This is a genomic window from Chryseobacterium sp. RU33C, assembly GCF_900156015.1.
GTDB classification, from domain to species: Bacteria; Bacteroidota; Bacteroidia; order Flavobacteriales; family Weeksellaceae; genus Chryseobacterium; species Chryseobacterium candidae.
The window spans coordinates 62,183-85,354 of record NZ_FTMT01000011.1; the positions used below are offsets into that span (position 1 = coordinate 62,183).

At 37.3% G+C, this 23,172-nt stretch carries 19 protein-coding genes; 5 read left to right on the forward strand and 14 right to left on the reverse strand.

All coding sequences use genetic code 11. The annotated features are described in order from the left end of the window. Nucleotides 1–331: 331 nt before the first annotated feature. On the forward strand, nucleotides 332–3,109 hold the full coding sequence (locus tag BW946_RS10930; RefSeq protein WP_076596220.1) for a TonB-dependent receptor plug domain-containing protein: 2,778 nt from the start codon (nucleotides 332–334) through the stop codon (nucleotides 3,107–3,109). Nucleotides 3,110–3,320: 211 nt separating this feature from the next. Here BW946_RS10930 and BW946_RS10935 read toward each other — a convergent pair whose 3' ends face one another. The 5 genes from BW946_RS10935 to BW946_RS21850 all read right to left on the reverse strand — a co-directional run bounded on the left by BW946_RS10935 (nucleotide 3,321) and on the right by BW946_RS21850 (nucleotide 8,826). Next, the gene (locus BW946_RS10935) at nucleotides 3,321–5,162 is read right to left on the reverse strand and encodes a carbon starvation CstA family protein (protein ID WP_170872075.1); all 1,842 of its coding nucleotides are present in this window, start codon (nucleotides 5,160–5,162) and stop codon (nucleotides 3,321–3,323) included. Between the two features lie 194 nt (nucleotides 5,163–5,356). Continuing rightward, nucleotides 5,357–6,391: an alpha/beta hydrolase gene (locus BW946_RS10940; protein ID WP_076596221.1), complete on the reverse strand. Its 1,035-nt coding sequence runs from the start codon at nucleotides 6,389–6,391 to the stop codon at nucleotides 5,357–5,359. 19 nt (nucleotides 6,392–6,410) lie between these two features. Beyond that, nucleotides 6,411–6,794, reverse strand: a complete 384-nt coding sequence (locus BW946_RS10945) for a DUF3037 domain-containing protein (protein WP_076596222.1) — start codon at nucleotides 6,792–6,794, stop codon at nucleotides 6,411–6,413. Continuing rightward, nucleotides 6,781–7,554: a HipA family kinase gene (locus BW946_RS10950; protein WP_076596223.1), complete on the reverse strand. Its 774-nt coding sequence runs from the start codon at nucleotides 7,552–7,554 to the stop codon at nucleotides 6,781–6,783. The genes BW946_RS10945 and BW946_RS10950 overlap by 14 nt, the downstream gene beginning before the upstream one ends. 15 nt (nucleotides 7,555–7,569) lie before the next feature. Next, a complete protein-coding gene (locus BW946_RS21850; RefSeq protein WP_076596224.1) occupies nucleotides 7,570–8,826 on the reverse strand; it encodes a T9SS type A sorting domain-containing protein in 1,257 nt (418 codons plus the stop codon). Nucleotides 8,827–8,886: 60 nt separating this feature from the next. Here BW946_RS21850 and BW946_RS10960 point away from each other — a divergent pair, with 60 nt between their 5' ends. After that, a complete protein-coding gene (locus BW946_RS10960; protein ID WP_076596225.1) occupies nucleotides 8,887–9,729 on the forward strand; it encodes an alpha/beta hydrolase family protein in 843 nt (280 codons plus the stop codon). Nucleotides 9,730–9,776: 47 nt separating this feature from the next. Next, the gene (locus BW946_RS10965) at nucleotides 9,777–10,289 is read left to right on the forward strand and encodes a hypothetical protein (RefSeq protein WP_076596226.1); all 513 of its coding nucleotides are present in this window, start codon (nucleotides 9,777–9,779) and stop codon (nucleotides 10,287–10,289) included. A 55-nt stretch (nucleotides 10,290–10,344) separates the two neighbouring features. Here the strand turns inward: BW946_RS10965 and BW946_RS10970 are convergent, their stop codons facing one another. The 9 genes from BW946_RS10970 to BW946_RS11010 form a co-directional block, all read right to left on the reverse strand. Further along, a complete protein-coding gene (locus BW946_RS10970; protein ID WP_076596227.1) occupies nucleotides 10,345–10,947 on the reverse strand; it encodes a hypothetical protein in 603 nt (200 codons plus the stop codon). Nucleotides 10,948–10,960: 13 nt separating this feature from the next. Beyond that, nucleotides 10,961–11,782, reverse strand: coding sequence for a flavin reductase family protein (locus tag BW946_RS10975; RefSeq protein ID WP_076596228.1), 822 nt, complete (start codon nucleotides 11,780–11,782; stop codon nucleotides 10,961–10,963). A 198-nt stretch (nucleotides 11,783–11,980) separates the two neighbouring features. Further along, a complete protein-coding gene (fahA, locus tag BW946_RS10980) occupies nucleotides 11,981–13,228 on the reverse strand; it encodes a fumarylacetoacetase (RefSeq protein ID WP_076596229.1) in 1,248 nt (415 codons plus the stop codon). Nucleotides 13,229–13,280: 52 nt separating this feature from the next. Then, nucleotides 13,281–13,742 (reverse strand): hypothetical protein, encoded by a 462-nt coding sequence (locus tag BW946_RS10985; protein ID WP_076596284.1) that lies wholly within the window; start codon nucleotides 13,740–13,742, stop codon nucleotides 13,281–13,283. 70 nt (nucleotides 13,743–13,812) lie between these two features. Then, nucleotides 13,813–14,943, reverse strand: a complete 1,131-nt coding sequence (gene hppD, locus BW946_RS10990; protein ID WP_076596230.1) for a 4-hydroxyphenylpyruvate dioxygenase — start codon at nucleotides 14,941–14,943, stop codon at nucleotides 13,813–13,815. A 221-nt stretch (nucleotides 14,944–15,164) separates the two neighbouring features. Beyond that, nucleotides 15,165–15,971, reverse strand: coding sequence for a hypothetical protein (locus tag BW946_RS10995; RefSeq protein ID WP_076596231.1), 807 nt, complete (start codon nucleotides 15,969–15,971; stop codon nucleotides 15,165–15,167). 139 nt (nucleotides 15,972–16,110) lie between these two features. After that, the gene (locus tag BW946_RS11000; protein ID WP_076596232.1) at nucleotides 16,111–17,385 is read right to left on the reverse strand and encodes an acetyl-CoA hydrolase/transferase family protein; all 1,275 of its coding nucleotides are present in this window, start codon (nucleotides 17,383–17,385) and stop codon (nucleotides 16,111–16,113) included. A gap of 218 nt (nucleotides 17,386–17,603) precedes the next feature. Continuing rightward, nucleotides 17,604–19,115: a succinate CoA transferase gene (locus BW946_RS11005; protein WP_076596233.1), complete on the reverse strand. Its 1,512-nt coding sequence runs from the start codon at nucleotides 19,113–19,115 to the stop codon at nucleotides 17,604–17,606. A 171-nt stretch (nucleotides 19,116–19,286) separates the two neighbouring features. Beyond that, on the reverse strand, nucleotides 19,287–20,438 hold the full coding sequence (locus tag BW946_RS11010) for a homogentisate 1,2-dioxygenase (protein ID WP_076596234.1): 1,152 nt from the start codon (nucleotides 20,436–20,438) through the stop codon (nucleotides 19,287–19,289). Nucleotides 20,439–20,560: 122 nt separating this feature from the next. Between BW946_RS11010 and BW946_RS11015 the strand changes: the two genes are divergently transcribed. Both BW946_RS11015 and BW946_RS11020 read left to right on the forward strand, forming a co-directional pair. Next, complete coding sequence (locus tag BW946_RS11015; RefSeq protein WP_076596235.1) at nucleotides 20,561–22,630, forward strand: TonB-dependent receptor plug domain-containing protein; 2,070 nt, start codon at nucleotides 20,561–20,563, stop codon at nucleotides 22,628–22,630. Further along, a complete protein-coding gene (locus tag BW946_RS11020; RefSeq protein WP_076596236.1) occupies nucleotides 22,627–23,088 on the forward strand; it encodes a thioredoxin family protein in 462 nt (153 codons plus the stop codon). Before BW946_RS11015 ends, BW946_RS11020 begins: the two co-directional genes overlap by 4 nt. The last annotated feature ends 84 nt before the right edge of the window (nucleotides 23,089–23,172 follow it).

The window sequence follows — 23,172 nt, forward strand, 5'->3', positions numbered from 1 at the left end:
ATCTAGATCTACTATTTTCGATCGCGAAGGCGTTGCACTTAGCAAAGACAAATCCTCTGCTGAACGAAGTGCCGTTGCAACCGGAAGAATAATCAATAAGCAGTTTATTTCTTCGCGTGCATAGCGTTTTCACTATTTGTATTGAAGTTAACCTTTTATAAAACAATGTTTTGTATGTGTGTTACCTTAATTTATCATAACTTTAAATGAAGGATAGAAAGAAACGATAACTGTTTTTTATAAAAACAAAGTCTATTAGTTTTGTAGACTAATAAATATATTTTACATTTGCACCTTGTAAAAAACATAAATGTTAATCAAATTCTAACCTATGATAAATAAGAAAACTATTCTTTCGGCCTCTGTTTTATTTTTTCTCGGCGTGTTTACTTACGGACAGGAAAAAGACAGCATAAAAGCACATAAAGACACCATAAAGACCAATAATGTAGAAGAAGTGGTAGTATTGGGTTCAAGAGCCGGTGCAAGATCTAAAACAGACAGCCCGGTTCCCGTAGATGTATTCAATGTAAAAGAATCTTCAATTATCCTTCCACAAACCAATATCGGACAAATTCTGAATGTGGTTGCTCCTTCATTTACTTCTACAATTCAAACGAATTCAGATGGAACAGATCACCTGGATCCTGCACAGTTAAGAGGTTTGGGACCAGATCAGGTTTTGGTTTTGGTAAATGGAAAAAGAAGGCATACTTCAGCATTGGTGAATGTAAACGGAACACCAGGAAGAGGAACTGTTGGTACAGATTTGAATGCTATTCCTTCTTTTGCTTTAAACAGAATTGAAGTATTAAGAGACGGAGCTGCTGCACAATACGGCTCTGATGCCATTGCCGGCGTGATCAATCTTGATCTGAAAAGAGATACAGGAAAACTTGCAGGACAGATCAGCTATGGTGGAAACCTTACCCCAGCGGCTAATGACCATACCGGAGATTTTGACGGACAGAATATTCAGCTGGATTTAAACTATGGGAATAAAATCGGTACTAAAGGTGGTTTCTTTAATATTACCTGGTCTTCACAATTCAGAAATCCAACGTACAGAGCAGGTACTGAAAGTGGAAAAATCTACAACGCTTATAATGCGATTGAACAACGTGCCTTGAATGACGGAGTCAATCTTTCTTCTCTTTTTACCAATATAAATAATACTCCCAATTCACAGCAGATTATTGATTATGTACATCAGTATGCTCAGGGAGTAAACTATTTTAGTGCAACTCAGCTCTCTGATATACAAAATGCAAATACATTCAAAGACATTACAGATGCCTCAGGGAATGTTCTTCAGAAAGGACTTTGGTCTTTACTAAGTGCTGATGTGACAGATCAGGAACTGGCTTACAGAGGACAGGGCAGAAAGGATTTTAATATGCAGGTAGGACAATCTAAACTGAATAATCACCAGCTTTTTGTGAATGCAGAAATCCCTGTAAGTGACAACTGGAAAGTATATACTTTTGGAGGATACAGTTTAAGACATGGAACTTCCGAAGGATTTTACAGAAGACCTAGAGAAAGCAGAACTTTTACGGGATTGTATCCTAACGGTTATCTTCCACAGATCGGAACAGATATTCAGGATATTTCATTAGCAGCGGGAATCAAAGGAAACTGGGAAGGATGGAATATTGATTTCAGTAATACGTACGGACAGAATTCATTTACCTATAATATTCAGAATACAGGAAATACCTCAATGCGTTTTGTTTCACCAAGAGAGTTTAATGCAGGAGGGCTGAGATTTTCTCAAAATACGATCAATTTAGATTTCTCTAAAAAATATGATGTGTGGGAAGGAATCAATGTAGCATTTGGAGCAGAGCACCGTTATGAGAATTTTAAAATTACTCAGGGGGAAGAAGCTTCATATGCAACCTATGATGTTTCAGGAAACGTATGGAACGGAAATTCTGTGAGACCTACAGATTTCTTCGGAGCATTACTTCCGGGAGGATCGCAGGTATTCAACGGATTTAAACCAGGAAATGCCGTGGATAAAAACAGACAGTCGGTAGCTGCCTATGCAGATATTGAATTTAACTTTACCAACTGGTTATTGGTAGATGCTGCAGCGAGATATGAAAACTATTCAGATTTTGGTTCTACATTCAATTATAAGTTGGCTTCAAGAATCAAGGTAGCACCTGATTTCAATGTGAGATTTGCAGGTTCTACAGGATTCAGAGCACCATCTATCCACCAGATTTATTATAATGTAACCTCTACATTGTTTACCAATAATCAACTTTTGGAAGTAGGAACTTTCAGCAATGATTCTCAGCTGGCAGGATTGCTGGATATGCCAAAACTGAAACAGGAAACTTCCAAATCAGCAAGTGTAGGATTTACTTACAGAATTCCTTCGGCAGGACTTAGTTTTACTGCAGACGGATATTTCACGAGAATTGATAACCGTATCATCCTTACTGACCAGTTCTTAAGAGCAAGTGTTCCTCAGAAAGCACAGGAAGCTTATGATCAGTTAGGAATCAATGCAGCACAATTCTTTACCAATGCCATTGATACAGAAACAAAAGGAGTAGATGTAGTGATTTCACATCATGCAAGATTCTCAGGATTTAAACTGGATAATAACTTTGCCATTAACCTTAATAAAACAAAACAGGTTGGTGATATCCATTCTGCAGGGCTTTTACAGTCGCCACAATTGGAAAAAGTTTATTTCTCTGAAAAATCGAGAGTATATCTTGAAGAAGCTGTACCAAGAGTGAAAGCCAGTCTTTCGCACACACTTTCATGGAAGAATGCAAGCTTGTATCTGAGAAATACCTACTTCGGAAAAGTGACAGGTGCTGATATTATTGATGTGAACGGAGACGGAATTATTGATTTTAATGAACATCAGCAAATCGGAGATAAGATCATTACCGATCTATCTGCGGCCTATCAGTTTACCAAAAATGTAGGACTGACTTTAGGGGTAAACAATTTGTTTGATATCTATCCAACAAAAAACCTTACCGCTTCTACCAATAACGACCAGTTCATCTATTCACGTTCCACTTCACAGTTTGGACAGAACGGAAGATATGTTTTTGCAAGATTGAATTTCAATTTTTAAATACATACAAAAGATAATGCTTATAAAAAACAGTTCAGAAATCCTGAACTGTTTTTTATGAAATTTTATTTTTGAAGCCTTAAGATTCAAAAAGAGTTTAAGAGTCTTAATATGAGCTTCGCTTTAAGCTTAAAAATCAGAATGATTCCTCTTAACTAAACTTTATTTCTTAAATCCTTCTTAATGTCTTTTCATTTATATAATTTGAATTTTATCTTTCTACCAATTCTTTCACTGGCTCACCATAATGGTCAATTTCTGTGGTATTGATCTGAAGAAGCTGATACCATTTCCTGAAAGCTCCCGCAAACACAATCAGCATAAGAACCATTGCGGTTACTGCTAAAGCAGCCAGCAAGTACTGTCCTTTAGGAATATAAATGTCCTTCACCTGGATATAACCTGCCCAGAAAGTAATTCCAGCCATAAAAACACCCGGAATAGCCGAGCATAAAGCATACTTTCCTCTGTTCATTCTTATCAGCATCGTTGTACACACAATAAGTCCGCAGGCTGCCAACAGCTGATTACTGATTCCGAATAACGGCCAGATACTGTTTACATTTCCGGTATACACCAGATATCCCCAGGCAAAAGTGAAAAGAAGACTGCTGATAATAATTCCGGGAATCCAGTTTTTATCATTAAATTTTGGAACAACAGACCCCAGCATTTCCTGTAAAAAGAAACGTCCCACTCTTGTTCCGGCATCAATGGCAGTAAGAATAAATACCGCTTCAAACATAATGGCGAAATTATACCAGTAAGCCGTCAGCTGATCCATATATGGGATTTTATTAAAGATATGAGCCATTCCCACCGCCAGAGATACTGCACCTCCGGTTCTGCCATAAAGATCGATACCTATTTTTTGTGAATAGTAATCAATATCTACTCCGTGCAAAGTAGGATGCGCTGCTAAAAATGAATCATAAGCCTCTTTGGGAGTATTGATCGCAAAATAATCACCGGGCATCAGCGTACATGCAGCAATAAGTGCCATTAATGCTACAAATCCTTCTACTAGCATGGCACCATATCCTACAAAAAGGATTTCTCTTTCTTTATTCAACATTTTAGGAGTCGTTCCGGTAGCAATCACTGCATGGAATCCGGAAATGGCTCCGCAGGCAATTACAATGAAGATAAAAGGAAGTACCGGACCGCCAATAATGGGACCACCACCATTAACAAAAGCTGTAATAGCAGGCATCTGTATCGTAGGATGAATAACAATGACTCCGATAGCCAGCATAATAATAGTTCCTATCTTTAAATAAGTAGAAAGATAATCTCTCGGAACCAAAAGAAGCCATACAGGCAATACAGAAGCAATAAAACCATAAAGAGGAATAGCAATGGAAATCGTTGTAATATCCCATGAAAATAAACCATTCATTGTAGGGTTCTGCATCAGCGTATGGCCTCCGATAATCCCTGCTATCAAAAGAATGCCGCCTAAGATACTTGCAAACAGAACGCTGTTCTTTTTATAGCGCATGATCAGCCCCATAATAACAGCAATGGGCATGGTAATGATTACTGTAAAAAGAGACCATGAAGCTTCATGCATTGCATTGATACAAGCTAAAGATAAACCTGCCAGTGTAAGAATCAAAATGAAAAGGATGGCAAACCCTGCAACTGTACCTGTTGCCTTCCCGATTTCTTTGGAAGCAATAGTAGCTAGGCTCTGTCCTTTATGTCTTACCGATGCAAAAAGTACGATCATATCGTGTACTCCGCCTCCCAGTACGCAACCTATCAATATCCATAATGCGCCGGGAAGATAACCGAATTGTGCTGCCAGAACAGGTCCTACTAAGGGTCCTGCGGCGGCAATAGCGGCAAAATGGTGTCCGAAAAGTACATTTTTATTGGTAGCCACATAATCTTTACCGTCTGCAAATTCTACAGCAGGTGTGGTATTTCCGTCATTGAGCCGGAGAACATTATTGGCAATGAAGATACCATAAAAACGGTAAGCTATCGCAAAAAGAAGAACAGATACAAAGATGAGAGTAAGAGCGTTGATATTGTTTAAAGATTCCATATCACTTATTTTTGTTGATGAAAAATTAAATTATTGGTGTTTTTGTTGTTAATAATTTAAACAATAGCCAAGGTAATTAATTCTTAATGAAAAATATCAATATGTATATCAATCTAGCAAATTTGTATTTGTTCTGTATATTATTAATTTGATTTACAGGTTTTTAATTATATTATCGTCTGTAGATGTATATCTTATTTCTTTTGTGAAAGAACAAAATCAACCATCTGATCGGTAAGTTGATCCAGATAAGTTTTATCTGTAGTACCAAAGCCGTGTACTCCGCCATCAACGATGATCAGAGAGCTCTGTATTTTGGCTTTGTTTAATTTTCTGTGAAGTTTTCTAGACTGGCTTAAAGGAACTATTTTGTCATTATTTCCCTGAACAATTAAAGTAGGTACTCCCTCTGAAACAAAATAAACGGGAGATATTGTTTTAAGGTAATCAATAGCTCTGTCCTGGTCTTTTCTGATATCATATCCGGAAATTCCTTTCACCAGATTTTCCTGTAAACCGACAATTTTTTTGGACATTAAACCGATCAATCTCACCGGAATTGTTCCTAATCTTGTATGAAAAAGCTTGTTAAGATCAGCCGGTCCGTAATGATCTATCACATAATTTACTTTGGCAGAATAAGACGAAAGTTCCGGATTACCCAGATAAGTATTGTCTGGTGTGTAAGCTGCCATCATGGAAAGATGAGCTCCGGCTGAAGCCCCGAAAAGCCCGATATTATTGGGGTCGAAATGATATTTCTCTGCATTTTTTCTTACCCATCTTACAGCATCTTTGGTGTCTTCCAAAGGCAAAGGAAAATGAATGCTGTCACTTAAAAGCGTATAATTGATACTGATGACAGCATATTTTTTGTCTATCAGTTTTTTTACAGTCGTTTCAAGATAATTATCGGCATTAACCACTTTGTCACCTTCTACCCATCCGCCTCCGTGAACGTAGATCAATACCGGAAGCTTTTCAGCGCTGGTGTTCTTAGGAGTATAGAGATCAAGAGCCAGAGGTTGGCCTTTTCTGCTGGTTTTGTAAACAATATCTTCGGAAACTGTTGCAATTTCAGGGAGTAATGTACTTTTTACAGCAGAAGCTTTGGTTGGCCTTAGTGGTAAATCTTGTGAAAAAAATAAATTTGTAAAGCTTAAAAATAAAATAAAAAACAGGTTTGTGGAAAACCTGTATGTTGATATATTGTTGATTTGTGATTTCATAATAAATTTTTAAGGAATATTATTTTACTAACTCCTCAAAAAGCTTACCAAAAGTAGCATTAAGATCTTTTGATTTTCCCGGATGAGGTCTGGAGGTCTGCACCACAGAACTTCTTACTGCTGTCAGCCATCGGAAACGTTCCGGAATATCCATAAAGGCAATAGGACCGCCATCTTTCTCACCATTAGCAATTTTTTTAAAACTTTCCAGATTATGAATAATATCATCATAATCCAGTTTGCTGTGCATCAGCTTAAATTTATCCGGACACAAATAGAACTCCACTCTGATGAATTTCTCCTTCTTGGAAAACATCACCAGTCCGATATTGAAAAATTCTTCTCTTTCAACTTTAGGTACCAGGCGTATTACCGCATACTCATATATTTTATCCTCTTGCATTTTTCGCTTCGTTTACAAAGATTTGAGAATTTTCTAATCGGGTTTTCATAAACTGAAAATAGATCTCACGGATTTCTTCCGGTGTTTCATCCGCATCATTCCAGTGTAACCAGTCTTCAGGAATCATATTGACAATATCCCTGAAAAGCGTGTCATTCAAAACTTCATGGGCAAATTGATCAGCTTCATCAAGCATTTTTGCCTTAGGAAGAAGCACGTGGTCTTTCACATATTTGAAAGGTGTTTTGGCCGCTGTATCAAAATTCTGCCAGGAGTGGTGAAAATAGAACGAAGCACCATTATCAATGATCCAGAGTTCTTTATGCCACATCAGCATATTGGTGTTTTTAAAAGTACGGTCAATATTGGTAATGAATGCATCCAGCCATACAATTTTGGAAGCCAGAAGCGGATCTACACTGACTCCCGGATCATACGTAATAGATCCGGACAGATAATGCAGCCCAAGATTCAGACCTTCAGAAAACTTCAGAAGATCCTGTATTTCCTCATCAGCTTCCGTTCTTCCGAAATCAGCATCAAGATTAACGAAAACAAGTTCAGGAATTTTAAGTCCCAAAGCTTCGGTAATTTTACCGCCCAACAGTTCGGAAATCAGCATTTTTACCCCATGGCCTGCACCACGGAATTTTAATACATATTTGAAATCATCATCAGCTTCTGCCAGAGCCGGAAGAGATCCTCCTTCTCTTAGTGGCAGAATGTAACGCATCACGGTTACAGTTCTTAAATTCTGCATACAGCAAAAATAAGCTTATTTTTTAATAATTTTTTTAGTGAATTCCTTTTCGCCTGTTTTATATTGCAGGAAATAAATACCGCTGGCCAAATGCTGAAATGAAATACTGTAACCATTTTCTGTCTTATTCAAATGATAAGGCATGACTTTTCCTGAAGCTTCTGCAAGTGAAATTACTTCAAATTGTTTTTTAGAAACAATGTTAACAATGTTTTGAACAGGATTTGGATACATTTGAAGTCCGTTTTCTATAGTTGTTTCTGCTGTATGTAATGTATTTACAACCACCAGTTTTGTTTTGGTAGTGGTTACTCCACAGGCATTGGTCGTCAGTTTAACATGATAACTTCCAACCGCATTATAGGTATGTGTTGGATTTTCCAGAGTAGAAGTGATACCGTCACCAAAATCCCACAAATAAGCAGCTGCATTCTGTGTGGTATTTGTAAACTGAACGGTTCCTGCACCGGTAAGCTGATAAGTGAACCTGCTGTGAACATCATTGTTGGTTACATACCATTTAGCAGGCTGATTGTACACTTCTGTTTTCACAATATCTTTAATGAATTGAGCCTGTGCAGAAGTAAGATTTCCGTTAAAAGGAATCTGGGTAGGGTCTTTTTTGAATATAATCGTATAGAATGTATAAGCTGCCGCCATAGAACCTATATAACTGGGATGAGATTCATCCTGATCATACAAATCAATTGCCGGGTTTTGCTCTCTGATTGTTCTCCAGACTTTGCCTACCGGAGAGACAATTCCTTCATTACTGAGTGCCATCTCCATATAGCGGTTATAAATTTGAGTATCCATTCCCTGATAGGTACAAACAGTAGGAAGCCCCGGACAATTGGCTGCATCACCGTTTTTACGGGCCCAGGTCATGTAGAAAATAACATTTCCACAAGGATTGGCTGTTTTAATTACATTGGAAAGCTGAAGAGCATAAGGATACACCTGACTTTGAACCTGTGAATCTGGAAACGAAGGAAGCTGGCTTTGTTCCTGCAATACCACATAATCCCAGTTTCCCTGATTGATGTCTGAAATGACATTCGGGTTATTGAAGTGATCCTGTAGCGTAGCACCTCCCGGAGTCTGGCTGTGATGCTCGAATACATCGCCATCAGATGCGGCAATGCTTTGAATAAGACCAGGTAAATTATTGACGTACGTATAACTGTTTCCAATAAAAAAGACCCTTTTAGTCGTCTGGCTCAGGATCAAAGAAAAAGTAATTAAAAATAAAGAAAGTAGAGTTTTTTTCATAAATTTCAGTTTGAATTAATTCCATAAATATAAATAATATTAAATAAAACCCCTTTATTTATGAATTTGATTAGTGAAAAGAATATATACTTAGAAAATAAAGAAACAAAAGGTTTTCTTGCAGATATTTTTTATCCGGATACTGAAAAAAAACTTCCCCTGGTTGTATTTGTTCACGGCTATAAAGGGTATAAAGACTGGGGCGCATGGAACCTGATGGCAGAAAAGTTTGCTGAAGCAGGTTTTTTCTTTGTCAAGTTTAATTTTTCACATAACGGAACAACTACAGATGATCCGTTTAACTTTGGAGACCTTGAAGCTTTTGGAAATAATAATTATTCTAAAGAACTTTCTGACCTTGGCGTAGTGATTGATCACTTTAGCAAAGATTCTCATGTGGATGATGAAAAAATTATTTTGATCGGCCACAGCAGGGGAGGAGGAATTTCTATCATTAAAACTTTTGAAGATGAAAGGATCAACGGATTGATTACGTTGGCCAGTGTGGATGCATTAGATCGTTTTCCAAAAGAAGAAGCTTTTGAGAAATGGAAGATAAACGGAGTCTATTATGCCCTGAACGGGCGTACCCAACAGGAAATGCCTCATTATTATCAGTTCTATGAGGACTATGAAAAAGATATTCACCGTTTTGATGTGGAGCGGGCTGCAGAAATGGCTAAAGCTCATATGCTGATTATTCATGGAACAGAAGATGAAGCGGTAGAAGTAAAACAGGCTGAGCATCTTCATATTCTCCACCCCAATTCTGAGCTGTTTCTGATTGAAAATGCCAACCATACCTTCGGCGCAAAAGAACCGTGGACAGAAAATGATCTACCTAAAGACCTGCATATTGTCACTGAAAAATGTATTGATTTTATAAAAGAAAAATTGAAATAAAACGCTTAAAACTGCGTTATTAGAATTAACCACCATACAGTATAATTATGAAAAAAATTATTGCAGGCGCATTTGCGCTTTCACTATGTGTTGTTTCATGTAAAAAAGAAACAAAAACAGAATCTTCTGTAAGCAGTGATACTTTGGCTACAGTAATGCCTGAGGATTCCGTAACAAACCCCAAAACAGATTCAACATCAATTGCAGCATCTTCTTCTGCTCCCGCTACGGAAAATATTATCACCAAAAATGTAGGCAAATATCCTCATGATATTAAATTCTTTGAAGATAAAAGTATTTCAGAAAGACTTAAAAAACTTACCGGTGCTCAGTATGACGAAATGGTAAAGAATTTCAATGTGGAAAGCCCTGTTTCTTCAGAGAACGGAATTTACAAGCTGGCAGGATGCAAACAGCATGACTGTCCCGGATATGCGACAAGCATTTTTTATGATTCCAAAAATGATAATTTTAACGTTTCCATAGATAAAAATGGTAAGGTAACAGATTTTGCTGAAAAAGGAAAAATTACTGTTTCAGAATCGCTTAAATCCAAATAATAAAAAAAGGAGTGAAACTTTCACTCCTTTTTTTATTGATTTTCAATAGATATCTTTAGTTCGTTTTAACAGCATTCTTTTTTACTGCCTTTAAAAGACTTCGAAAGTTTTTCATAGTCATCATTTCTGTTGTAGGAGTAAAAATGGTTGCTTTCTGATCTTTATCTACAGAAACTTCCGAATATGCTTTTAAAGAATATATCTTTTTCATGGTTGTAATATCATAAACATCCATCATTGCAAAAGTTTCATTTTTTTTGTATTCATACTGGGTTCCAATGGAATTGTCCAGGCCGTTTCGTACTTTCATTGTGTAGATGTTTACCAGAAAATTAAAATCAGAATTGTTTTTCAATTCCTCAAGATCTTCATTTTCCGGTTCAAATGGAATATCATTTTGAATGAGGTTCCCCGCTTTTGCCATTTTTAAATCATATGCATTACCATTGCTTAAATTTTGAAATAGCTGAAGAGTTTCTTTACCCATCATTTCTCTGTGGTGCGAATCTCCCCCTGTTCTGATATCATTAATCAACCATTTTTTGTCTTTAGAAAACACTAATGCTTTACTGTAAATACCATAATCTTTCCTTACCGGATAATAGCATGACTGTAAAGCTATGAATAGAAAAAAGATAAAGAAAATATATTTTTTCATGAATGCAGCTCAATTATTTGATTAGTAATTTCCACGCTTCTTCAATTTTACTTTCCAGAAGTAACTTCTGGGCCTCAAGATGGATATTTTCATCGGCATGAAAGTCACCGGCAGGTAATACTTCGGTGTTGGCAAGCATTCCAAGGTCATTTCCTGTAAACACTTTGCTGTATTTGATAGAGTCTGGCAGCAGATCGAAACCGATTCCTTTTGTTACCAAGGGTTTTGGTACTTCAAAAAGACTGTTTTCGTTGCTTCTGGAATACCAGTTGCTTCCCAGACGGGCTACCATATCCAGTTTTTTCTGATCCAGATTTCCGTCTTCATTCAGATATTCTTCTCTGATGTGAATTTTCTGAACTTCACAGATGACAAGATTTCCTGCACCACCCTGATCACCCAATGATTTTACCTCTAAAACTTTGCATTCGAAGTTAACGGGGCATTCTTCAATTAGCTTAGGCTGAACAAGGTCTGCCTCTTTCATGGTAAGACCGGATTTGATAAATTCATTCACTCCGGTTTCGTATTCTGTAGATGCTAAAGAGATCTGCTGTACAATTGGAAAGTTCACTGTTCCAATTACCACTTCAGGTACTTCAAGAACATTTTCCAGCGTATGTTTGGTGGTATTGTCACGAACTCTTCTTGATGGTGAGAAGATCAGAATCGGAGGAACCGTACTGAACATATTAAAAAAACTGAACGGAGACAAGTTATTATTACCGTCTTTATCTACAGTAGATGCCAGTGCAATCGGTCGTGGTGAAACGGCTGTCTGCATAATGGTCTGTAATTGTACGGAGGTTATCTCGGAGGGGATTACTGTTTTCATGTTTTTCTTTTTAACACTTAATTCAACTTAAGTATTCAAATGATATTAAAAGATGCTTCGACTCCGCTCAGCATGACACTTCTAATACTAACTGTTTAGCAGTATATTTCTAGCGATGTCATCCACCAAACCTTATAGGTTTTCAAAACCTATAAGGTTTAATAGTAATATTGTGCAGAGTTAAAATTTAGATAAAAATTAAAGTGTTGGAATGATTTTACCGGAAACTTCCCCGAAACCTACTCTTATCCCATCTTTTTCAGCCCATGCCTTCATGGTAACCGTATCATTGTCTTCAATGAATTTTCTCTCTTCACCGTTGCTTAATGATAAAGGATTTTGTCCTCTCCATGTCAGCTCAAGCATAGAACCGAAAGATTTTGGATCACTTCCGGAAATGGTTCCGCTGGCATATAGGTCACCAACTTCCACATTACATCCGTTTACGGTGTGGTGTGCCAGCTGCTGGGCCATATTCCAGTACATATGTTTGTAGTTGCTTTCGCAGATCAGGTTTTGATCTCCGTTTTCAGGCTGGATATATACTTCAAGGTTGATATCGTAGTTTTTATCACCTTCAAATTTTAAATACTCTAAAACTTCAGGATCCTGAGTTGGAGAAGCGGTTCTGAATGGTTCTAAAGCTTCAATCGTAACTACCCATGGAGAAATAGAAGAACCGAAATTTTTGGCAAGGAATGGGCCTAGCGGAACATATTCCCATGCCTGGATATCTCTTGCAGACCAGTCATTGAAAACCACCATTCCGAAGATAGCATCTTCTGCATCTTTGGTAGAGATGCTTTCTCCCATCTCTGTATTTTTATTGATGATGAAAGCCATTTCCAGTTCAAAGTCCAGCTGTTTCGATGGTCCGAAAACCGGTTTGTCTGCGTCTGCGGGTTTCGTCTGACCTTTCGGACGGTTGATCTCCGTTCCGGAAACTACGATAGAGGATGCCCTTCCGTGGTAACCTACCGGTAAGTGTTTCCAGTTGGGCAATAAAGCATTGGCCGGATCACGAAACATTTTGCCTACGTTGGTAGCATGTTCGATGCTGCTGTAGAAATCGGTGTAATTCGGGATGTGAACAGGCATCATCATTTTTATCTTATCCAGATCATAGAAAGCTTCTTCAATCGTTTTCTGATCTTTTGATAAAATAGAACCTTCCTGTAATAAGGTTTGGATTCTGGTACGGACCGCATTGGTAACCGGTTTACCCAGTTCAATAAATTCATTAATGGTATACGCTTCAAAAACATTGTCGTCTAATCCTTCAATATCTTCAAAATAACCAAGATCGTACAAGGTAGCAAGATCAATGACCTGATCTCCGATTCTTGTACAGCATCCGATATATTCTTTGTTAAAAACTGCGACTCCGAAAGGAATATTGTGTATAGAAAAATCCGAATTTGAGGAATAGTCTACAAATGATTTCATAAGTTTAGATTTTATTTAGATTAAGTATCATCCGGAGAATTCCCCGGAACATTTATTTTGCCTTTTTTGAGTAAGATGCTTCATCGATCCACCTGTCTCTGGTATTGACATCGATAAGGTACAGAATATTGTCCTGTTGCGTCAGCAATAAAGTTTTCGTGACAGGTATTGGGATTTTTTTATTTTCAAGCATATCTGCTCTTAAAGAAATAATATTTTTTTTTCTGATAACATCACCGCTGAAAACGTTAGAACTGCTTTCTCCTGTTGCTTTATCATCGAAAACTTCTACATAAGTGGCATTATTCCCTTTGATAATAATAAAGTCCCGTTCCGTATGATCGGCTTCATCCTTGATGAAAACAAACTTTTTGTTATCAATATTTACATTTTCAAGATGCTGATTGATGCCTTTTCTTTGTTCAAGCCGGTTGAGGATTTCATTCAAAGTTCCATATTGAGCTTTAAGTCCCAAAGTTCCAAGGAGGAAAATCCCGATTAAAAGTTTTCTCATATACTGTGTTTTATAAAAAAGTTTTGCCAGAATACGGTATCCTGACAAAACTTATATTTTTAATGTAAAATTAAAGATTACCTCTTCTTTCCTGCTCTCTTTCTAATGCTTCGAACAATGCTTTGAAGTTTCCGGCACCAAAACTCTGTGCACCATGTCTTTCAATAATTTCAAAGAATAGAGTAGGACGGTCTTCTACAGGCTTGGTAAAGATCTGTAATAAATACCCTTCCTCATCATGATCAATAAGTATACCTAACTCCTGAAGTTTTTTAAGATCTTCATCAATATGACCTACTCTTTCAGGAACCATGTCGTAATATGCTTCCGGTGGAGCAGAAAGGAACTCTACACCACGCTTTTTCAGTTCAGTTACGGTGTGGATAATGTCTTTTGTAGCCACAGCGATGTGCTGTACACCTTCTCCTTCATAGAAATCAAGGTATTCTTCTACCTGAGATTTCTTTTTACCCTCTGCAGGTTCGTTGATCGGGAATTTTGCATATCCGTTTCCGTTTGACATTACTTTAGACATTAAAGCAGAATATTCTGTGTTGATCTGCTTATCGTCAAAAGAAAGGATATTTACAAATCCCATTACTTTTTCATACCATTCTACGGTAGGGATCATTCTGTTCCAGTCAACATTTCCTACACAGTGGTCTACGTATAATAAACCTGCTTCTTCAGGCTTGTAATCACTCTCCCAATTTTCATACCCAGGCATGAAAGCTCCGTTATAATTTTTTCTTTCAACAAACATATGAACGGTTTCTCCGTACGTGTAGATACCGGACATTCTTAGCTCACCATGCTCATCAGTTAATGTAACAGGCTCTAAATAAGGTTTTCCCCCTCTTTTAGTTGTTTCTTCGAAAGCTGCATAAGCGTCATCTACCCAAAGTGCCAAAATTTTTACTCCGTCACCATGTTTTTTTACATGCTCGCTGATAGGAGAGTCAGATTTAAGTCCTGTTGTTAATACCAATCTTATTTTTCCTTGTTGAAGCACATAAGATGCACGGTCTCTTACTCCTGTTTCAGGACCCGCATAAGCTACAGACTGAAAACCAAAAGCGGTTTTGTAATAATGGGCAGCCTGTTTTGCATTTCCTACATAAAACTCAATATAATCTGTACCGTTAATCGGTAAGAAATTTTCTGCTTGAGCTATTTTCTCGGCAAATGTAAGTGTTGACATATTTTCTCTTTTACTTTTATTTTATTGGTATGCAAATTACAAAATTCTTAGATATGGCGAAAATATTCCTACGGATTCATTGAATATATTTAACATAACGTTAAAGAAGAGTTTACTTAAGTATATTTAAGTTTCTTAAGTTTAAAATCCTCTACCTACATTTGTTATACAAAAGACAAGTGAAAAAAAATATTTCGAAACATGAAAGCCGTAGATACTCTCTACGGCTTTCTTATGTTAGATTGTTTCAATTCTTTATTCAACATTCCTGCATCGGGATTATAATTATCCCATATCTTCCAGATACCATTTACTTTTCGGATAAAATAGATCTGGGTACTCAGTTGATTCACGAAATGTTCTTCTCCGGTTTCTCCCACTTTAAACAGTAAATTCCAGAACTCCTGGGATTCCAGAATTTTTTTTTCAGGTTCATCAGTAACCACATGGATATCAAATACCTCATAGTTGGATCTGTTGTTTTTTGTTACCAGATGGAAATCCTTATCACAGAGTTCTTTACTGAATTGTGAGGCTCTTTCTAGAAAAGGAGAATCTTCAAATACCAGGTCTTTTAAAGGTTCTGTGTTGTGGTTCGGAAACCGCTTATAAAATTCAAAAGCGGCGGCACAGTAATCATACACCATTTGTGTAAGATAGGATTGTTCATCGGCTTCCTCGTCATGCTCTTTTCTGTATCTTATCGTAAGAATATAGTCATTAAGATCTTTATATCCCAAGAAGATGCAAATCTTATCCAATGTTTTCAAAAATCTGAGGTCATTATGGGTTTTATCCTGATAATCGTTTTCAAAAAACCGTTGAAGGGTAACATGGGAAATGGTATTTCCGATTTCAAATTTTTTTCCTCCTTTCAGTTCTTCAGCTTCGGAGAGTTCGTCTTTGATGATTTCGGAAAGAATAATATAATGGCTTCTCTTCCAGTCATTCACATTCCCTAAAACAGAATTCCTGACCTTGGAATGTTTCACAATTTCTTCTCGTATCGAATTATATATAGTTTTCAATTTCCTTGTTTTTGAATGAGTTTTATCAAATATACTGCCAAGATATTAATATTTTCGTACGATTTGATGGTATTAAATTCAAAATTTATTTTTGATTTTCAGATTCAAAACAAGTTTTTAAAACTTTATGGTTTGATTATCAGTGTTTAAATCTTTCAAAAGCAGCTCTTTCCAGCATTTCTCTATCATCAGGATGCGCAATGCTGATTAGTTCCTGTGCTCTCTGGCGAAGGTTTTTCCCATAGAGATAAGCCGTTCCGTACTCAGTAACAACATAGTGAATATGACCTCTTGTAGTGACTACACCTGCGCCTTGTTTAAGGAAAGGAACAATTCTGGAAATTCCCTTTTTTGTTCTTGCGGTAATGGCTATGATAGGTTTTCCGTCATCACTTAAAGCAGCACCACGCATAAAGTCCATTTGGCCTCCAATTCCGCTGTACTGCAGAGTTCCGATAGAATCTGCACATACCTGTCCTGTAAGGTCTATTTCAATGGCAGAGTTGATGGCTACCATTTTTTTGTTTCTCATAATGTTGATGGGGAAATTAACTTCACTTACATCTCGGAAAGCAAATACGGTATTATCATCCACATAATCATAGAGTTTTCGGGTTCCGAAACAGAAACTTGTAATGGTTTTGTTATCGTTGTAGCCTTTGTATTTATTGTTGATCACATCGTCCTGGATCAGGTCAATAACACCGTCACTCAGCATTTCTGTATGAATTCCCAGATCTTTATGGTTGGTAAGGCATTTCAAAACTGCATCAGGAATAGTTCCTATACCCATCTGAAGGGTTGATCTGTCTTCAATAAGTTCAGCTACATTTTTTCCTACAAGCATTTCTTCAGGACCTACTTTGGAACTATAATCTATGGTTGGAAGTTCTTCTTCATGCCAAACCAGTTTATGAATTCTGCTGATGTGGATCATTCCATCTCCGTGGGTTCTCGGCATTCTCGGATTAACGATGGCAACAATGATTTTAGCTGTATCTACTGCGGCCCTTGCAATATCCACAGAAGTTCCCAAAGTACAGAAACCATGTTTATCTGGTGGAGAAACAGTGACAATTGCTACATCCAGAGGAAGGATATTCTTTCTGAATAAAATAGGAATCTCACTTAGGAAAACGGGAACAAAGTCTCCGCGGTCAGAATTCACAGCATCACGCACAGGAGTGGAAACAAATAAAGAATTGATGAAAAAGCTGTCTTTGTATTGTGGTTTTGCAATTTCCACATTTCCCTGCTGGGTAATAGAAACCATTTCCACATTTTGCAACCGGCCGGACTGTCTTGCCAGCTCATCAATCAGATAATTCGGGGTACACGCACTGCCGTGAAAAAAGACACGGTTTCCGCTTTTTACCGTATATATTGCTTCTTCTGCGCTGATGTAATTATTCATATATTGTCTTTTTAAAGGGTACTAAGAATATTTTTATAGCTCATAAAAATACCTCTCTTCTTCCAAAGATAATCTTTATAATTTTATATTCATATAAATTTTTTAAGGATATTGTAAAGACTTTTGTCATATGAATTAACCTGATGATCTAACAGGAAAAAGGACTGAATGCGATGGCATTCAGTCCTTTTTGTTTTATTTATTGTTTGATGTAAATCTTAATTAGCAGTTTCAACAGCTGTTTTCTGCTTCATGCTTCCGGTTTCTGCAAATCGTAAATGCCAGCTGAAAGCTTCCTGTAATAAATGAGGAGTATGACCTCCTTTTTCACAGGCTCTGTCGAAGTAAGATTGTAATTCTTCTTTATAATCCGGGTGAACACAATTGTCTATAATTTTCTGTGCTCTTTCTCTTGGTGCCAATCCTCTTAAATCTGCCAATCCGACATCTGTTACCAGAATATCTACATCATGTTCTGTATGGTCAGTATGAGAAACCATGGGAAGAACGTGGGAGATATTGTTGCCTTTTGAAGCTGCCTGAGTCACAAAAATACTTAAGTAAGCATTTCTTGCAAAGTCTCCGGAACCTCCGATTCCGTTCATGATTTTTGTTCCACCGATATGAGTAGAGTTTACGTTTCCATAGATATCAAATTCAATGGCTGTATTGATGGCTATCACACCCAATCTTCTGATCAGGCCCGGAGTATTGGAAATATTCTGAGGTCTTAAAACAAACTTGTCTTTATACTTTGAAAGATTCCCCAACACTCTTTCATAACATTCCTGGGAAACGGTAATGGAAGATGCAGATGCAAAGCTTAGCTTACCGGAATCTATCAGATCAAATGTACTGTCCTGCAGCACTTCTGAAAACATGGTGAGATCATAAAAATTACTGTCTTTGAATCCTGTCAGAACAGCATTGGCTACTTTACCGATCCCTGCCTGAAGCGGAAGTAACCGGTCTGTAAGGCGCCCCAGAAGAACTTCATTTTCAAAGAATGCAAGAAGGTGTTTGGCGATAGCTGTTGTTTTTTCGTCAGGCTCTGCAATATCAGCAGGGCTGTCTTTACGGTTGGTAAAAACAATGGCTTCAATTTTTTCAGGATCTACGGGAATGTTTTTTCTCCCGATTTTATTCCAGGGAGCAACAATTGGGATCACATTTCTGTAAGGATAATCTTCTGCCTGGTAAATATCATGAATACCATAGACTTCTTCAGGAACTTCGGTATTGATTTCAATGATCACTTTTTTAGCCAATGCCGCAAAAGTCACGGAGTTTCCCACAGAAGTGGTAGGAACAATACTTCCGTCTCTTTCAATATAAGCAGCTTCGATAATGGCTACGTCAATGCTCTGAAGATTTTTAGTGTGAAGAAGCTCGGCACTTTCGCTTAAATGCTGGTCGATGAATAGAATTTCACCATTGTTGATTTTATTTCTTAGAACAGGATCTACCTGAAAAGGCATTCTTTTTTTCAGGACGTTGGCTTCAGCCAGTTTTCCGTCGGTCCCATGGCCTAGTGAAGCTCCGGTCATTAAAGTGACTTTCAGGTCTTCAGTTTTTCCTCTTTCTGCCAGTGCCGGCAAAATGGCTTTGCTGTCACCTGCTTTTGTAAATCCGCTGGACCCGATGGTCATACCGTCTTTAATGATTTTTACAGCGTTTTCAGCTGTAGTAACTTTTTCGCGTAAGCTTTCTAATCTGATTCTTTCTAACATGTAATATTGATTTTGTTTTAAACCACCATTACTTAGGATGCGTCATGAAAAATAATGATGGTTAATATGGTAACCATACCTCACAAATTTACGAAAAAAGACGCTTTAAATAAAGGATTTAAAGCGTCTTTTGTATGTATTCAGTAATACTTTTTGATAATTTTTACTGTTTTATTCTAACCATGAAGTTTTATAGGAAGGATCTTCTACTTTTAAAGCTTCTTCAGTAATTTTTAAAGGACGGAATGGATCTACCATTACCGCATATTCTTCTGTGAATTTTTTTCCGATACTTCTTTCCATAGCACCAGGATGAGGTCCGTGCACAATTCCTCCCGGGTGAAGGGTAAAGTCCATCAAATCAATGTGGTTACGGCTCATGAAATCACCTTCTGTGTAGAATAATACCTCATCAGAATCAATATTGGAGTGATTGTAAGGAGCAGGAATAGCCTGTGGATGATAATCATACATTCTTGCACAGAATGAGCATACTACGAAATTGTGTCCCTCAAAATTCTGGTGAACCGGTGGCGGTTGGTGAATTCTTCCGGTAATCGGTTCGAAGTTTTTAATATTGAATTTATAAGGATAAAAATATCCGTCCCAGCCCACCACATCAAACGGATGCGTTGCATAGATAAAATCTGTAATCTGGTTTTCTTTTTTTACTTTAATCAGGAATTCTCCTTTTTCATCTACTGGTTCTTTGAAAGTAGGGGCAATCATATCTCTCTCACAGAATGGAGAATGTTCTAAAAGCTGTCCGAATTCGTTTCTGTATCTTTTCGGAGTATAAATAGGTGAGTGGCTTTCCAATATAAAAAAGACGGTATCATCAGACTTCAGTTCTACCTGATAGATGGTTCCTCTCGGAATAATAAGATAATCTCCGGTCACGAATTCCAGATCTCCTACAAATGTTTTTAAAATTCCTGTTCCGTTATGGACATACAAAAGTTCATCACATTCTGCATTTTTGTAGAAATAATCCATCGATTTTCTTGGCTTAGCCAATCCCATTTTCAGGTCGTTGTTCATCAAAAGGATTTTTCGGCTGTCCATAAAATCGTCTTCAGGAGTGACATTCATTCCCTTAAACATTCTTGGAGCAACATTTTTTTCCACAGCAATTTTTGGAGTGACATCTTTCGGCTCACCGATAGATTTAATCTGTGTAGGGCGGTGGATATGATATAACAGAGAAGAAATACCATGGAAGCCTTCTGTACCGAAAAGCTGTTCATAGTAAAATTGATCTTCAGGAGACTTAAAGATTGTATGTCTTTTTGGTGGGATATTTCCCGCTAGATGATATCTCATTTTACTTTCATATGTAGTTTCTCAAATTTAATCATTTTTCATGAATTCAATCCATCTATATTTTTAAATGAAGTTTTGTATTTGAAAAATAATTGTTAGTTTTGTCTAACAATTTTAATTTCATGAAGCGAATATTATTTTCTGTGACTTTTTTATCAACCTACTGTTTTGCGCAGGAGACTGACAGTTTGAGTGTACAGTATACTAAAAGTGTGGATTCTGCAAAAGTTATGAAGAGGGAATTTAAGACCAGTACCATCGAAGATGTGGTGGTTACCGGAACCATCAAACCGATGAGCAGATCGAAAAGTCCTGTGGCGGTTGAGATTTACAGTCAGAAGTTTTTCCAGAAAAACCCTACTCCCAGTATTTTTGAGGCCATTGCGATGGTGAATGGCGTAAAGCCTCAGCTGAACTGTTCTGTCTGTAATACGGGAGATATCCATATCAACGGACTGGAAGGGCCTTACACGATGATTTTGATTGACGGAATGCCGATTGTAAGCTCACTTTCCACTGTTTATGGTTTGAGCGGAATCCCCAATAGTCTGGTGGATAGAATAGAGGTGGTAAAAGGTCCTGCATCTTCTATCTATGGTTCTGAAGCAATGGGAGGTGTGATTAATATTATTACCAAAAATGCATTAACCGCTCCTCAATTGAGTGTAGATATGATGACGGGTACGTGGAGTGAAAATAATCTGGATCTTTCCACTAAATTCAATGTTGGAAAAAAAGCGGCTTCATTATTAAGTTTGAATTATTTCAGTTTTCAGGAAAGAATAGATCAGAATAAAGATAATTTCACCGATGCTACTTTACAGAGCAGGATTTCGGTTTTCAACAAATGGAATTTTAAAAGAAAGGAAAACAGACAGGCAAGTTTTGCGATGAGGTATCTGTATGAAGACCGTTTTGGGGGAGAAATGCAATGGAATAAATCTTTCCGTGGAAGCGATGAAGTATATGGAGAAAGTATTTATACCAACAGGGCAGAGGTTTTCGGTTTGTATGAATGGCCAATGAAAGAGCATATCGTAACCCAGTTTTCTTACAACTATCACGATCAGAATTCATTTTATGGATCAAACCCCTTCAATGCTACACAAAAAGTAGCTTTTGTACAGACGTATTGGGACAGAAGTTTCGGGAAACATGATATCACTGCAGGGCTCACTTTCAAAAGAACTTTTTACGATGACAATACACCGGGAACTTTATCAGCAGACGGTATCACGAATGCCCCGATGAAATCTCCTATCTGGGGAGCTTTTATCCAGGATCAGTGGGAAATCAACGATAAGAATACTTTGTTAATTGGCTACAGATACGATTACGATAAAGTACATCATTCTGTACATTCACCGAGGTTTGCATGGAAATTCAATCCTAATCCTTATCATACATTACGTTTCAACTTTGGAACAGGATTCAGAGTGGTTAATTTGTTTACGGAAGATCATGCTGCATTAACAGGTTCAAGGGAAGTTGTGGTAAAATCAGATTTGAAACCGGAAAGATCTGTCAACGGAAACCTGAATTATATCTGGAAAATTCCTGTAGGTAACCGAATGTTGAATCTTGATGCATCTGCATTTTATACGTATTTCAGTAATAAAATTGTAGGGGATTTTGATTCCGATCCTGATAAAATTATTTATGATAATCTCCACGGATATGGAATTTCAAGAGGAGCTTCATTGAATGTGGATTTTAGTTTTCAGTTTCCTTTGAGTGTTAATCTGGGAGTAACATATCTTGATGTTTATCAGAAATTTGATAACGAAAATCAAAAAACACAGCAGCTGCATGCCCCAAAATGGAGCGGTACGTATAACCTGACTTATAAATTTCCAGGTAATCTGACTATAGATTTTACAGGACAGTTCTACGGACCAATGCGACTTCCTGTTCTGGTAAATGACTATCGCCCTGAATATTCACCCTTTTATTCTCTGGCTAATATTCAGATGTCCAAGAGTTTCAAATCCGGATTTGAAGTGTATTGCGGGATTAAAAACCTATTCAATTTCAGACCTAAAGATCCTTTGATGAGACCATTTGACCCCTTTGATAAGCATGTTGATGATCCTGTCAATAATCCTAATCATTATACTTTTGATACGGCATACGGCTATGCACCCATGCAGGGGATCAGAGGTTTCATGGGAGTAAAATATACTTTAAAATGAAAAAAATAGCTTTATTTTTAATGTTAGTGCCCTGTTTTTATCTGTCTCAGATGAAGACAGGCACTTTTTCTGATCTTGAGATTCAGCAGAAAGAAAATCCGAAGCCGGTTGTGATCCATCTGTATACAGATTGGTGTGCGGTCTGCAAGATTGAGTCCTATCGTTTGAGTAAAGATAAAGAGGTGGTAAGTATGATTAATGATCATTTTTATTTTGTCAATTTCGAGGCAGAAAAGACGAAGGAGAAAATTCATTTTCAGAATCAGGAGTTTGAATATCTGCAGAACGGAAATTCCGGAATTCATGAGTTGGCGCTGGCTTTGTCTAAGAATAAAAATCAGCCTGTTTATCCTTTATGGGTATTTCTGGATAAGCATCAGAATCTGGTGTATTATCAGGAAGGGCAGATGACACCTGAGAAAATGAAGCAGAAGCTTTTGGAAATTTCGGCTTTATAAATTGGGAGTTTTGCTGGAAAACGCGAAGATTTCTATGTTAATACGCAAGATGGATTTAAATTTTTTAATGACACAAATTCTTCT